We start from the raw sequence: 13,204 nt of genomic DNA, 5'->3' as shown, positions 1-13,204 counted from the left end.
AAGTTAAATATTATCTAATCTAAGGTATAAAAATTAAATAAAATCTAAAGGAGATGATTTTATGCACAACATTGATAATTTAGATCAGCAAATCTTACGTGTACTAACCAAAGATGCGAGAACTCCCTATGCCGAAATGGCTAAAAACTTTGGTGTAAGCCCAGGAACAATACATGTACGTGTAGAAAAAATGCGCCAATCGGGTATTATTGAAGGCACGAAGGTGATTATTGATGAGCGTAAATTAGGTTATGACGTATGCTGTTTTATCGGCATTATTCTAAAAAGCGCAAAAGATTATGAGAAAGTGATCAAAAAGCTAGAAAGTTTCGATGAAGTAGTGGAAGCCTATTATACAACGGGCAATTACTCGATTTTCTTAAAGGTGATGACACACACAATTGCAGAATTACATTCTGTTTTGGCGACCAAGATTCAGTTAATAGATGAAATTCAGTCCACTGAAACCTTGATTTCAATGCAAAATCCAATTTTAAGAGATATTAAGCCATAAAATAAAAGTGCGGTGAACGTTCACCACACTTTTGCTTGATAAGAAAATTATGCCTTCACATTCTCTTCTAAAAATGCCAATAGCTCATCTTTAGCAATCATTTTCTTTTCACCGGTACGACGGTTCTTATATTCAATTTCACCGTTGTCTAGGTTTTTCTCACCGATTACCACCATATGTGGCACGCCAATCAATTCCATATCGGCGAACATCACGCCTGGGCGTTCTTTACGATCATCAAAAATCACATCTACGCCTTGTGATTGTAAAGTGCGGTAAAGTTCTTCAGCGTATTTTTGCACGGCTTCAGATTTGTGCATGTTCATTGGCACAATCGCTACAGTAAATGGTGCAATTTCATCTGAAGGCCAAATAATACCGCGATCATCATGATGCTGTTCAATCGCTGAAGCCACCACGCGAGTTACGCCGATACCGTAGCAACCCATTGTCATCACAAGAGGTTTACCATCTTCACCTTGAACGGTCGCTTTCATTGCTTCGGAGTATTTTTTGCCCAGTTGGAAAATATGGCCCACTTCAATACCACGTTTGATTTGAAGAGTGCCTTTACCATCTGGACTTGGATCACCTTCCACTACATTACGTAAATCAAATACTTCAGGCATTGCTACATCGCGTTCCCAATTTACATTGAAATAATGTTTTCCATCGATATTCGCGCCACAACTAAAATCAGACATTAACGCCACTGAACGGTCAATAATTGCAGGAATATTTAAATTCACGGGACCTAATGAACCCACGCCCGCACCAATTTTCGCTTTAATGTCTGCTTCATCGGCAAACTCAAGAGGATCTGCCACTAATGGATGTTTTTGTGCTTTGATTTCATTTAATTCATGGTCACCACGAATAATCAACGCAACAAGCGGTTGGTTTTCATCGGCACCTTTTACAATCAACGTTTTCACCGTTTTAGTGATTGGTTGCTTAAATTGTTCTACAAGTTCATTAATAGTTTTCGCATTTGGTGTATCAACCAGTGTCATTTCTGCGGTTGGCTCTTGAAGCTCACCAATAGCTACCGCTTCAGCAAGCTCAATATTCGCGGCAAAATCCGATTCTGTTGAGAATACAACATCATCTTCACCACTTGAAGCTAACACTTGGAACTCATGGGAAGCTGAACCACCAATAGACCCTGTATCCGCTTGTACCGCACGGAAATCTAAACCAAGACGGGTGAAAATGTTGCTGTATACTTGGTACATCACATCATAAGTTTCTTGCAAACTTTCTTGTGTCGTGTGAAATGAGTACGCATCTTTCATAATAAATTCACGCGAACGCATTACACCAAAACGAGGGCGCACTTCATCACGGAATTTAGTTTGAATTTGGTATAAATTAAGTGGAAGTTGTTTGTATGAAGAAACCTCTCGACGCACTAAATCAGTAATCACTTCTTCGTGAGTTGGACCAAGTACAAAGTTACGGTTTCCGCGGTCTTCGAAACGAAGGAGCTCTGGACCATATTGCTCCCAACGACCAGACTCTTCCCATAATTCTGCCGGTTGCACCACAGGCATTAATACCTCGATTGCACCACCTTTGTTCATCTCTTCACGAATAATCTTTTCTACTTTTTTCAATACGCGAATACCAGTCGGCAACCAGTTATATAAACCAGATGCCATTGGGCGAATCATACCTGCACGCAACATTAATTGGTGGCTCACTACCTGAGCATCATTTGGCGTTTCTTTAAGAGTGGAGAATAAATATTGACTTGTACGCATTGTTTAACCTTAGATTCAAAGAACTGAAAAAATTGGCGCAAGTATAACAAAAAGTGCGGTGATTTTTAACCGCACTTTCGATACTTACTGATTATTTTGCGCTTTCGCCAAAATTGCTTTATGTTCCTGAATCAATGCCATAAACGGCTGGCCAAACCGCTCTAATTTGATTGAGCCCACGCCATTAATTTGCAACATTTCAATATTGCTTGTTGGCATATATTGTGCCATTTCTTGCAAAGTCGCATCATTAAAGACAATGTACGGAGGAATATTTTCTTTATCAGCAATTTGTTTGCGTAAGAAACGCAGGCGTGCAAATAAATCCTTATCGTAATTTGCAACACCTTGACGTTGTGGATTATGGGCAATCTTACTAATTGCAGAAATACGAGGCATTGCCAGTTCCAATGGTTCCTCACCTTTCAGAATCGCTTTTGCACTTTCAGTAAGTTGTAACGTTGTATTTAATTCGCTAATGACCTGTTGCACAAAACCCAAATGGATAAGCTGACGAATGACAGACTGCCAATACTCTTTGCTTTTATCTTTTCCAATGCCATATACTGAAAGTTTATCATGTTGGCGTTCAATAATTTTTTGATTGTGCATGCCACGCAGCACTGCAATCACATAATGTGCACCGAAACATTGTCCCACTCGATAAATAGTAGACATTACTTTTTGTGCATCGACTAAACCATCATATTTTTTAGGAGGATCAAGGCATATATCACAGTTATTGCATGGTGTTTGTCGATGTTCACCAAAATAATTGAGAAGCACTAAACGACGACAGGTCTGGCTTTCTGCAAATTCACCAATAGCTTCTAATTTATGTTGATCAATCTGACGCTGTGGCGTTTCTGGTTTTTCTAAAAGAATTTTTTGTAACCAAGCGTAATCCGCTGGCTCATAAAACAAAACGGCCTCAGCAGGTAAATCATCACGTCCTGCTCGCCCTGTTTCCTGATAGTAAGATTCAATGCTGCGAGGTAAATCAAAATGGGCAACAAACCGCACATTGGATTTATTAATCCCCATTCCAAAAGCAATGGTTGCGACGACTACTTGAACATTATCACGCTGAAAATCCTGTTGCACGCGCTCACGCAGTGCCGTTTCCATTCCCGCGTGGTAAGCAGCAGCAGAGACGCCTTTATTACGTAAACTTTCCGCAATTCGCTCAACCTTGTTTCGGCTGTTGCAATAAATAATCCCACTCTTGCCCTTTTGAGCTAACACAAAACGTGTCAGTTGCTCCATTGGTTTATATTTTTCTTCCAAGGTATAACGAATGTTTGGTCGATCAAAACTACCAATATATTTATGCGGATTTTCCAGGTTGAGGTGAGTCAAAATATCTTGACGAGTCGCATAATCTGCTGTCGCGGTGAGCGCCATAATTGGCGCATGAGAGAAACTAGCTTTTAAACCGCCAAGCTGGGTATACTCAGGGCGAAAATCATGCCCCCATTGAGAAATACAGTGTGCTTCATCAATCGCAATAAAGCTGACTTTACTATAAGAAATAAGTTGAAAGAAACTGTTCGTCATCACTTTTTCTGGCGATACATAAAGCAGTTTAAGTTGCCCAGAAATAAGCTTATTTTGTACTTGTTGCTGCTGTTCTAAAGTCTGACTAGAATTAAGAAAATCAGCCTCAATTCCATTGGCTTGAAGCTGATCTACTTGATCTTTCATCAAGGAAATCAGCGGGGAAATCACTAAAGTTAGACCCTCAAAACAAAGTGCGGGAATTTGGTAACAAAGTGATTTGCCATTCCCTGTTGCCATTACCACCAAAGCATCTTGTCCGTTTAATGCGGCATTGATGACTTCTTCCTGTCCTTTACGGAAAGATTGATAACCGAAAACCGATTTCAAAACAGAAAGTGCGGTCGGCTTTTCTATTATTTTTGATGATAAAGGAGAATCAAGCATCTTAGAACTGCACGTTCTCGCCATGTGCAGCACAGGCTTCTACTAAACAATCCCAAAAACGTTTTCCATCGTTAGAAACCCAGTCGCCATTTTTAAAAGCAAAATGAAAACCACCTAATTTACTCGCAATCCAAAGCTCAAGTAATGGTTCTTGCTTGTTAATCACTATTTGTGTGCGATTATCAAAGGTGATGGTAAATACTGAACCTTGCGTTTCACAATCTATATCCGCACCTTGCTCTTCTAATTTTTCTTCAATTTTTTGCCAAACTTGTTCAATATTTTGGTGAAATTCTGCAATATTCATAAAATGTTCCTGTTTAAATCTGATAGAATGCAGCAAATTATAAAGCCTTTCTTAAGCTTGTGAAAGGCGGATTTACCGATAAGTAAGAGAGAGAAAAATGAAAAAACTACTATCAATTTTAGTGCTTAGTGCAATTTGCATTGTAGCAACAGGATGCGGCGTAAAAGGTCCTTTATATTTCCCAGAAAAAGAACAAGCACAACAAACCAAATAAGCGATTATCCAGTTACAATCCCAAAATAAAAAACAGGAACACAACATGAATTTCTTCCAATATAAAAATAATAAGCTTTATGCTGAAGATATTTCGGTTCAACAGCTTGCTGAACAATTCGGTACACCTCTTTATGTATATTCTCGCGCAACACTTGAACGCCATTGGCATGCTTTTGACTCAGCCTTCGGTAAGCATCCTCACTTAATTTGCTTTGCCGTAAAATCTTGCTCGAATATCGGCGTATTAAATATCATGGCAAAACTAGGTTCAGGTTTTGATATTGTTTCGCAAGGCGAACTTGAGCGTGTACTTGCAGCGGGTGGCGATGCATCAAAAGTAGTCTTTTCGGGCGTTGCTAAATCCCGAGAAGAAATTATACGGGCACTAGAAGTTGGAATTCGTTGCTTTAATGTAGAATCAGTTTCTGAACTCAAACACATTAACCAGATCGCAGGCGAGATGGGGAGAATTGCGCCAATATCTTTACGAGTGAATCCAGATGTTGATGCGCATACACACCCTTATATATCAACAGGGTTAAAAGAAAATAAATTTGGTGTAAGCGTAAATGAAGCTCGAGAGGTATATAAATTAGCCTCAACATTGCCAAATATAAAAATAACAGGGATGGATTGCCATATAGGATCACAGCTCACTGAATTACAACCATTTTTAGATGCAACGGATCGCTTAATTGTCCTAATGGAACAATTAAAAGAAGATGGAATAAAATTAAAACATCTCGATCTGGGCGGTGGTTTAGGCGTGACTTATACGGATGAAACACCACCGCATCCAAGTGATTACGCGAATGCATTGTTAGAAAAACTACAAAATTATCCTGAACTTGAAATTATTCTTGAACCTGGCAGAGCAATTTCTGCAAATGCGGGAATTTTAGTGGCCAAAGTGCAATACCTAAAAAATAATGAAAGTCGTAATTTCGCGATTACCGACACTGGAATGAACGATATGATCCGCCCTGCGTTGTATGAGGCTTATATGAATATCGTAGAAATTGACCGCACTTTAACAAGAGAAAAAGCCATTTATGATGTTGTGGGGCCAGTTTGCGAAACGTCTGATTTCTTGGGTAAACAACGGGAACTTTCTATTGCTGAAGGTGATTATATTGCTCAATGCTCAGCTGGCGCCTATGGAGCAAGCATGTCATCAAACTATAACTCAAGACCTCGTACTGCAGAAGTTTTAGTAGATGGCGATAAATCTTATTTAATTCGTCGTCGAGAAACCTTACAGGAACTTTGGGCATTAGAGTCAACCATTTAATCACCTTTTGATTAAGTTTTAATCTAACCATATAATTTATTCACTTATAATATACCTAAAAAACAGTAACTTTATGCGTAAAATCAAATTTCTATCGGTTCATCATTGGAACTAATAGAAATTATTTATAAAATGGCACGTTTATCGTCACTAAGGGGGAATTTATGCAAGAAAAACTAAGCGTTTTATTAATTGACGATCATCCATTAATGCGTCGTGGCATTAAACAACTTATAGAATTAGACGATAACTTTGAGGTGGTGGCTGACGTAGGCAGCGGTACAGAAGGGATTTCTGTGGCATTACAAACATCACCTGATGTGATCATTTTAGATCTCAACATGAAAGGACTTTCAGGGTTAGATACGCTCAAAGGATTACGAGCAGAAGGCGTTGATGCGCGAATCTTAATTTTAACTGTCTCTGATGCTAAAAATGATATTTATACGTTAATTGACGCCGGTGCTGATGGCTATTTGCTAAAGGATACAGAACCCGAAACCTTACTAGAACAAATTAAGCAAATAGCGCAAGGTGAAGTGATCTTAAGTGATTCTATTAAAGATTTATTACTTGAACGAAGACATGAGCAAAATCCATTAGATAGCTTAACAGATCGTGAAATGGATGTACTTCGTCAAATTGCGACAGGATTATCAAACAAACAAATTGCAGCCCAACTTTTTATTTCAGAAGAAACCGTGAAAGTACATATTCGTAATTTATTACGTAAACTCAATGTGCACTCTCGTGTAGCCGCAACTGTACTCTTTTTTGAACAAAACAATAAATAGTTTACAAAAATGCGCAAGGTTAAAAAACCAAGCGCATTTTTCTACTGAGCATTTTCTACTTGGATAAAGAATCCTTTATCATTCAAAATAATGCTGTAATCTGTTTGATAACTTTTGCTCTCAGTCACCACTAAAGCATGGCAACTTCTAATACCTTTTTGTGGATAAAATTGCGTTTCTCTTGCTTGGAAAATTTGTTTCACCATCATGCTGGTTTTCGTTGCATCTCCTTGTTGCTTAAATGCATCAGATAGCACTTTTGACACAGAAAAATCATTACATTGTGGCACGATCACTGGCTTATACACTGATTTCTCTTTTGCTGTTTTTTCATGTTTTGTTGAAACAACTGTTGCCGGTTTTTTATCAATAGATGTCTTAGGTTTCGAGCTAATTTCCTTTACCAAAGCTTTAGGCTTTTTGTCTGTCAATTTCTCAACTTGTTTTTTATTTTTAGTACTAGTTTTCTTGGTTAGTACTAATTTCATTTCTTTCGTTTTTTTAGTTTGTTGTTTTTTATCTAAAGATTTGATTACTACAATTTTTTTATTTGTTTGATTTTTATGTACTGGTGCTGCAATAACTGATGTTGTAAAAAATGGCAACAATACCAAAATGAACGTTATCAATTTTCTCATTCATGTCTCCTTAAACATAAAGTGCGGTTAAAATTAACCGCACTTAGAATGTTAAATTAAAAAAGTAAAGCGATAAATTAAAGGTAGTAGTGTTCTACGTAATTTAATTTATCATCAAGTTTTAACACTAAAGGTTGACCTGTTGGAATTTCAAAATCCATAATTTCAGCATCAGAAATACCGATAATATGTTTTGCCAACGCACGGAGTGAGTTACCGTGAGCAACAACTAAAACACGTTTACCAGAAAGCATTGCTGGTGCAATTTGATCTTCCCAGAATGGAAGTGCACGCTCTAAAGTAATTTTTAAGTTTTCTGCATTCGGCACTACGTCAGATGGAATATTTGCGTAACGACGGTCATTGTGTGCAGAATTTGGATCTTGTGGATCTAAATCTGGTGGAGAAATGTCATAAGAACGACGCCAAATATGAACTTGTTCGTCACCGTATTGTTCCGCTGTCGCTTTTTTATCTAAACCTTGTAAAGCACCATAATGACGTTCATTTAAACGCCAGTTTTTCACTTGAGGAATCCATAATTGATGGGATTCTTCTAACACGATGTTACAAGTTTTGATTGCGCGAGTTAGCACAGATGTAAATGCGATATCAAACTCATAGCCAGCATCTAATAATTTTTTGCCCGCAGCTTTCGCTTCTTCTACGCCGCGTTCTGTTAAATTTACATCACGCCAGCCAGTGAACAAATTTTTCGCATTCCATTCACTAAAACCATGACGGATAAATACTAATTCCATAAGAATCTCCTAAAATTTAAGTAAAAGATAACTCGCACTTTATAGCAAAAATTGAGTATGTTTAAAAGCAAAAAGGCGAGTTTTCCTGATCTTTAGCAAAAAATAGGGGCTAAACTTTTTCGCCTTTTAACAAATATGATAAGATTTGTGCGATTTTAAGAATTTAGGAAAAATTATGCTGTATTCGGGATTAAACAAAAAAATATCGCCATTTTTCACCGCACTTTTTAGCTGCGGTTTGTTGATTTTTTCCCCAATAAGCCATGCGTCCGATCTTAACCAGATTCAAAAGCAAATTAAGCAACAAGAATCTAAAATTGCTGAACAAAAACGCGAGCAAGCTAAGTTACAAGCTAATTTGAAAAACCATGAAAGTAAAATTAATGCTGTCGTGGGGGAGTTACATGAAACAGAAATGAGCTTGAAAGAAATTCGTAAGCAAATTTCTGATTCAGATAAACAACTCAAACAATTGGAAAAACAAGAATCTGAACAAAAATCACGCTTAGCGAAACAAATGGATATGATTTATCGCTCAGGTTTAAATCCTTCCGTCATTGAAAGAATGTTTTCTAAAAATGCGGAAAAAGCAGAACGTATGAAAGTTTACTATCAACATTTAAACCAAGTTCGAATAGAAATAATTGATAGTTTAAAAGCAACACAAGCTCAAATTGTATCCCAAAAAGAATCAATTTTAGGTCAGCAAAAAAATCATCGAGATCAACTTTTAACGCAAAAAAAACAGCAACAAGAATTACAAAAATCACAACAAGAACGCCAATCTACGCTAAATGAACTTAATAAAAATTTAGCGAGAGATCAAAATAAATTGGATAGCCTAAAGGCTAATGAACAAGCGCTCCGTCAAGAAATTCAACGTGCGGAAAAAGTGGCCTTAGAACAAGAAAAAAGAGAGCGTGAAGCGCTTTCACAACGACAAAAAGCTGAAGAAAAAAGAACTTCAAAACCTTATCAACCGACAGCACAAGAACGTCAATTGCTTAACAGTACAAGTGGTTTAGGGATTGCCAAAAAACAATATTCAGCACCAGTTTCAGGGCCAACTTTACATAATTTTGGAACGATTCAGGCAGGTGAAGTTCGTTGGAAAGGCATGGTTATTGGTGCCTCCGCAGGAACTGCAGTCAAAGCCATTGCAGCTGGACGTGTAATTTTAGCTGGGTATTTGAATGGCTACGGTTATATGGTCATCGTTAAACATGGAGAAACCGACTTAAGTTTGTATGGTTTCAATCAAGCCGTATTGGTAAAAGTTGGTCAACTTGTTTCTGCTGGACAAACTATTGCTCAAGTAGGTAATACTGGTGAAATCTCTCGTTCCGCACTCTATTTTGGAATTAGCCGAAAAGGCACACCAGTGAATCCAGCTGGATGGATCCGTTAATGAAACTTCTCATAAAAAGTGCGGTGAAAAATTTCATCGTTTTTTCTACCGCACTTTATACTTCTATCTCCCTTGCGCAAAATAAACTTGCTATTGTTATTGATGATGTAGGCTATCATCTCAAAGAAGATGCGGCTATTTTTGCAATGCCGCGTGAAATTTCTGTAGCAATTATTCCTGCTGCGCCTAATGCTCGAGCACGAAATCAAGAAGCAAAATCTCAAGGTCGAGACATTTTAATTCATATGCCAATGCAACCAGTAAGTGCGGTGAAAATAGAAGATGGAGGACTACATTTAGGAATGTCTTCAGCGCAGGTCAATGATCGGGTAAATACAGCCAAAAATATCGTGAATTATGCCATTGGCATGAATAATCACATGGGTAGTGCAGCTACAGCGGATCCCCAATTAATGACTTATTTAATGACCGCACTTCAAGAAAAACATTTATTCTTTTTAGATAGTCGAACAATAGGAAAATCTGTAGCAGGAAAAATAGCAAAAGAACAAGGCGTTCGTTTCTTAGATCGTCATATATTTTTAGATGACAGTAACGAACTAGCTGACGTTCAACATCAATTTCAAGCTGCAATTCAATATGCAAGGAAACATGGTACAGCGATTGCGATAGGACATCCTCGCCCAAATACAATAGCAGTGTTACAAGCAGGAATTAACAATTTACCTGAAGATATCCAACTTGTTGGAATGGGCAACTTATGGCGTAATGAAAAAGTAACCCCGCCTAAACCATTTATTTTATTATTTACAGAAATGCCTGCACCAACCTCAATGGGACCTTTTGAACCCGTAGGATTACTACGTGGAATTCCAAAATAAAAACCTGATTTTAAAATCAGGTTTTCGTCTTATTTAGAAAGTGCATTTCTTAATTTACCTCGATGTCTTTCTAATAATGCCTTCGCCTCTAATTTTGATAAATTACTTAAAATCATCATAATTGCAAGCTTGGCATTTTGATCTGTTTCAATTAATGTCTGCTCAGCGAGCACTTTATCACAATCCGTTGCTTGCATCACAATGCGTACAGCGCGTGCTTTAAGCTTTTCATTACTGGCTTGTACATCGACCATCAAATTTTCGTAACATTTACCCAATAAAATCATACTTGCCGTAGTCAGCATATTCAGTACCATTTTTTGTGCGGTGCCAGATTTTAAGCGGCTAGAACCCGTCAATATTTCAGGGCCAACAATAGTCTCAATCACAATATCGGCTATCTCAGCCATCGCAGATTTTGGATTACTCGCAATACAAATTGTCAAAGCACCAAGAGATTTAGCGTACTGAAGACCTGCAATAACATAAGGTGTGCGGCCACTTGCAGCGATACCAACTAATACATCATTTTTTGAAAAATGAATACGCTGTAGATCATCAAGTACTGTTTTAGTATTATCTTCCGCACCTTCAACAGGATGACGAATAGCACGTTCCCCCCCCGCAATAATACCTTTGACCATTTCCGAAGATACACCAAATGTAGGAGGACATTCTGATGCATCCAATACGCCGAGACGACCGCTAGTCCCAGCCCCAATATATACTAGACGACCGCCCTGTTGAAAAGCATAAACGATTTTATCTACCGCTAACGAAATCTCAGGCAAACATGCTTCAATAGCTAAAGGAACTTGTTTATCTTCCTTATTCATTAATCGAACAATATCTAAAGCACTTTGACGATCAATATCAACTGAATTCGGATTTCGTTGTTCAGTAATTAATGTGGATAAATTTTTTAATATAATGTCATTCATATTTTGGCCTTAGTCTTTAGGAAAAATAGCCCCCAAACTAACCGCACTTTTTGCGCCAGTTACGCTAGGCAGGTTTGCTGGTAAATTGTTCATTCGGCAATAAGCCAACCAAGCAAAGGCAGCAGCTTCTACATAATCAATATCAAAACCTTGCTCTATCGTTGTACCAACCTGCCAATCGAGTAAATTATCATGCAATCCACGCATAATTAAGCTATTCTTTGCGCCGCCGCCACATACTAATAAACGTTTTGGTAAATCTGTTTGGAGTTGATTTAGTGCATTGACAATGCTTGTTACCGTCAATTCAACAAGCGTCGCTTGCACGTCTTCTGGGGATAATGTGATTTTGGAGCAAAGCGCGGTAAGTTTTTCAGATGTTTTTTCTACTTTGCCAATTAACCAATCAAGATTAAATAATTCTCTCCCTGTACTTTTTGGAGCAGGTAAAGAGAAAAAAGGTTCATTTAATAATTCATCAAGCAGAACTTGATTCATGTTGCCTTTTGAAGCCCAGTCACCATTTTTGTCATAGCGAAGGCCTTGGTGTTTTTCTATCCATTGATCTAATAATGTATTACCTGGACCTATATCAAACCCAATTACAGGTTGATTAGGCAACAATATCGAAACATTACTAATCCCACCAATATTTAAAACAACTGTAGCAAAATTAGCATTTGAGAATACAGCTTTATGGAAAGCGGGTACAAGAGGAGCCCCTTGTCCGCCTAAAGCCATATCTTTACGACGAAAATCACCAATAACCGATATTCTCGTCTTAGCTGCCAATAAATTCATATCGCCTAGTTGCATCGTGAAAGGAAATGCAGAAGCAGGAGAATGCCATACTGTCTGTCCATGACAACCAATAGCTTCAATTTGACTTGGAATAAGATTATATTTTTGTAGAAAGCTATGTACACAATCACAATACAGTAAAGCAAGCTCATGATCGAGTTCGCCTAAATTTTGTAGAGTTGTTTCACCAATTTGAATGAGTTTGGTTAATTTCTGACATAAATTTTCTGGCATAGGAAAAAAATCAGATAAGATAAGTCGAGGCTCTAGAGAAAAATCAACGAGAGCAACATCCACTCCATCTAGACTAGTTCCAGACATCATGCCAAGATAATATTGAGGTTTCATACTAATTATTTTTATATTTAAAACTTGATAATTATATATCTAATTCAAAAAGAAAAATAAAAAGAATTATTAAATAATATAAAAAAGGTATGAGTATAAATATATTTTATGATCAATTGAAAAGAATATTTTAATGGCAGGGGCGGAGAGGCTCGAACTCCCAACACCCGGTTTTGGAGACCGGTGCTCTACCAATTGAACTACGCCCCTATTGGTATGAATAAATTGGCGGAATGGACGGGACTCGAACCCGCGACCCCCTGCGTGACAGGCAGGTATTCTAACCAGCTGAACTACCACTCCGCTAAGTATGGTAATTGGCAGTGCCTTACTCTCACATGGGGATACCCCACACTACCATCAGCGTTACAACATTTCACTTCTGAGTTCGGTATGGTATCAGGTGGATCTATTGCACTATCTCTGCCAAAAATTTTTTATTTTTTTAATTTACTCAAGGAATAAACTAAAAAAATAAACCTGGCGGTGCCCTACTCTCACATGGGGAAGCCCCACACTACCATCGGCATTACAGCGTTTCACTTCTGAGTTCGGTATGGTGTCAGGTGGTTCCACCGCACTATCGCCGCCAGGATAATTCTTTGATAACTTTTATTCTAACTTCTATCTATGTTC

The 13,204-nt window shown here is 37.9% G+C and carries 13 protein-coding genes, 2 tRNA genes and 2 rRNA genes; 6 read left to right on the top strand and 11 right to left on the bottom strand.

From position 1 onward, the window contains the following. Positions 1 to 61 precede the first annotated feature (61 nt). Entirely contained in the window at positions 62 to 514 is a 453-nt protein-coding gene (gene asnC / locus KKW16_RS08225; protein ID WP_065265182.1) for a transcriptional regulator AsnC, read from the top strand. A gap of 47 nt (positions 515 to 561) precedes the next feature. Here the strand turns inward: asnC and proS are convergent, their stop codons facing one another. From proS to cyaY, 3 genes are all read right to left on the bottom strand, one after another. Continuing rightward, complete coding sequence (gene proS / locus KKW16_RS08220; RefSeq protein WP_215768177.1) at positions 562 to 2,277, bottom strand: proline--tRNA ligase; 1,716 nt, start codon at positions 2,275 to 2,277, stop codon at positions 562 to 564. An 84-nt stretch (positions 2,278 to 2,361) separates the two neighbouring features. Further along, entirely contained in the window at positions 2,362 to 4,221 is a 1,860-nt protein-coding gene (gene recQ / locus KKW16_RS08215; RefSeq protein ID WP_215768176.1) for a DNA helicase RecQ, read from the bottom strand. Position 4,222: 1 nt separating this feature from the next. Next, positions 4,223 to 4,528, bottom strand: coding sequence for an iron donor protein CyaY (gene cyaY, locus KKW16_RS08210; protein ID WP_140450067.1), 306 nt, complete (start codon positions 4,526 to 4,528; stop codon positions 4,223 to 4,225). Positions 4,529 to 4,625: 97 nt separating this feature from the next. Here cyaY and lptM point away from each other — a divergent pair, with 97 nt between their 5' ends. From lptM to KKW16_RS08200, 3 genes are all read left to right on the top strand, one after another. Continuing rightward, complete coding sequence (gene lptM, locus KKW16_RS09020) at positions 4,626 to 4,742, top strand: LPS translocon maturation chaperone LptM (RefSeq protein WP_005639040.1); 117 nt, start codon at positions 4,626 to 4,628, stop codon at positions 4,740 to 4,742. A 45-nt stretch (positions 4,743 to 4,787) separates the two neighbouring features. Further along, positions 4,788 to 6,035 (top strand): diaminopimelate decarboxylase, encoded by a 1,248-nt coding sequence (gene lysA, locus KKW16_RS08205; RefSeq protein WP_140523516.1) that lies wholly within the window; start codon positions 4,788 to 4,790, stop codon positions 6,033 to 6,035. 164 nt (positions 6,036 to 6,199) lie between these two features. Further along, positions 6,200 to 6,829 (top strand): response regulator, encoded by a 630-nt coding sequence (locus KKW16_RS08200; protein ID WP_048953116.1) that lies wholly within the window; start codon positions 6,200 to 6,202, stop codon positions 6,827 to 6,829. A gap of 41 nt (positions 6,830 to 6,870) precedes the next feature. Here KKW16_RS08200 and KKW16_RS08195 read toward each other — a convergent pair whose 3' ends face one another. Continuing rightward, on the bottom strand, positions 6,871 to 7,467 hold the full coding sequence (locus KKW16_RS08195) for a hypothetical protein (protein WP_140450065.1): 597 nt from the start codon (positions 7,465 to 7,467) through the stop codon (positions 6,871 to 6,873). A 77-nt stretch (positions 7,468 to 7,544) separates the two neighbouring features. After that, positions 7,545 to 8,228 carry a 2,3-diphosphoglycerate-dependent phosphoglycerate mutase gene (locus KKW16_RS08190; protein ID WP_005625827.1) on the bottom strand — a complete coding sequence of 228 codons (684 nt, stop codon included), beginning with the start codon at positions 8,226 to 8,228 and terminating at the stop codon, positions 7,545 to 7,547. A gap of 175 nt (positions 8,229 to 8,403) precedes the next feature. Between KKW16_RS08190 and envC the strand changes: the two genes are divergently transcribed. Continuing rightward, a complete protein-coding gene (envC, locus tag KKW16_RS08185; RefSeq protein ID WP_140524265.1) occupies positions 8,404 to 9,636 on the top strand; it encodes a murein hydrolase activator EnvC in 1,233 nt (410 codons plus the stop codon). Continuing rightward, positions 9,636 to 10,478, top strand: coding sequence for a divergent polysaccharide deacetylase family protein (locus KKW16_RS08180; protein WP_048953120.1), 843 nt, complete (start codon positions 9,636 to 9,638; stop codon positions 10,476 to 10,478). The genes envC and KKW16_RS08180 overlap by 1 nt, the downstream gene beginning before the upstream one ends. Positions 10,479 to 10,507: 29 nt before the next feature. On the opposite strand, the gene murQ is transcribed toward KKW16_RS08180, so the two are convergent. The 6 genes from murQ to rrf (KKW16_RS08150) all read right to left on the bottom strand — a co-directional run bounded on the left by murQ (position 10,508) and on the right by rrf (KKW16_RS08150) (position 13,162). Beyond that, complete coding sequence (murQ, locus tag KKW16_RS08175) at positions 10,508 to 11,419, bottom strand: N-acetylmuramic acid 6-phosphate etherase (protein ID WP_048953121.1); 912 nt, start codon at positions 11,417 to 11,419, stop codon at positions 10,508 to 10,510. Positions 11,420 to 11,428: 9 nt separating this feature from the next. Beyond that, the gene (locus tag KKW16_RS08170; RefSeq protein ID WP_048953122.1) at positions 11,429 to 12,568 is read right to left on the bottom strand and encodes an anhydro-N-acetylmuramic acid kinase; all 1,140 of its coding nucleotides are present in this window, start codon (positions 12,566 to 12,568) and stop codon (positions 11,429 to 11,431) included. Positions 12,569 to 12,702: 134 nt separating this feature from the next. After that, positions 12,703 to 12,778 (bottom strand) — tRNA-Trp (locus KKW16_RS08165). Positions 12,779 to 12,794: 16 nt separating this feature from the next. Beyond that, a tRNA-Asp gene (locus KKW16_RS08160) sits at positions 12,795 to 12,871 on the bottom strand. Between the two features lie 12 nt (positions 12,872 to 12,883). Then, a 5S ribosomal RNA gene (gene rrf, locus KKW16_RS08155) occupies positions 12,884 to 12,999 on the bottom strand. A 47-nt stretch (positions 13,000 to 13,046) separates the two neighbouring features. Next, positions 13,047 to 13,162: ribosomal RNA gene (rrf, locus tag KKW16_RS08150) — 5S ribosomal RNA — on the bottom strand. Positions 13,163 to 13,204: the final 42 nt, after the last annotated feature.

The sequence above is a fragment of the Haemophilus sp. SZY H8 genome, assembly GCF_018829755.1.
Taxonomy (GTDB): Bacteria; Pseudomonadota; Gammaproteobacteria; order Enterobacterales; family Pasteurellaceae; genus Haemophilus; species Haemophilus haemolyticus_K.
This window is presented reverse-complemented; position numbering and strand designations above follow the sequence as displayed.

Bases quoted from the DNA above. Each gene is read 5' to 3' on its own strand.
- asnC (WP_065265182.1), top strand. From the start codon at position 62: ATGCACAACATTGATAATTTAGATCAGCAAATCTTACGTGTACTAACC.
- proS (WP_215768177.1), bottom strand. From the start codon at position 2,277: ATGCGTACAAGTCAATATTTATTCTCCACTCTTAAAGAAACGCCAAAT.
- recQ (WP_215768176.1), bottom strand. From the start codon at position 4,221: ATGCTTGATTCTCCTTTATCATCAAAAATAATAGAAAAGCCGACCGCA.
- cyaY (WP_140450067.1), bottom strand. From the start codon at position 4,528: ATGAATATTGCAGAATTTCACCAAAATATTGAACAAGTTTGGCAAAAA.
- lptM (WP_005639040.1), top strand. From the start codon at position 4,626: ATGAAAAAACTACTATCAATTTTAGTGCTTAGTGCAATTTGCATTGTA.
- lysA (WP_140523516.1), top strand. From the start codon at position 4,788: ATGAATTTCTTCCAATATAAAAATAATAAGCTTTATGCTGAAGATATT.
- KKW16_RS08200 (WP_048953116.1), top strand. From the start codon at position 6,200: ATGCAAGAAAAACTAAGCGTTTTATTAATTGACGATCATCCATTAATG.
- KKW16_RS08195 (WP_140450065.1), bottom strand. From the start codon at position 7,467: ATGAGAAAATTGATAACGTTCATTTTGGTATTGTTGCCATTTTTTACA.
- KKW16_RS08190 (WP_005625827.1), bottom strand. From the start codon at position 8,228: ATGGAATTAGTATTTATCCGTCATGGTTTTAGTGAATGGAATGCGAAA.
- envC (WP_140524265.1), top strand. From the start codon at position 8,404: ATGCTGTATTCGGGATTAAACAAAAAAATATCGCCATTTTTCACCGCA.
- KKW16_RS08180 (WP_048953120.1), top strand. From the start codon at position 9,636: ATGAAACTTCTCATAAAAAGTGCGGTGAAAAATTTCATCGTTTTTTCT.
- murQ (WP_048953121.1), bottom strand. From the start codon at position 11,419: ATGAATGACATTATATTAAAAAATTTATCCACATTAATTACTGAACAA.
- KKW16_RS08170 (WP_048953122.1), bottom strand. From the start codon at position 12,568: ATGAAACCTCAATATTATCTTGGCATGATGTCTGGAACTAGTCTAGAT.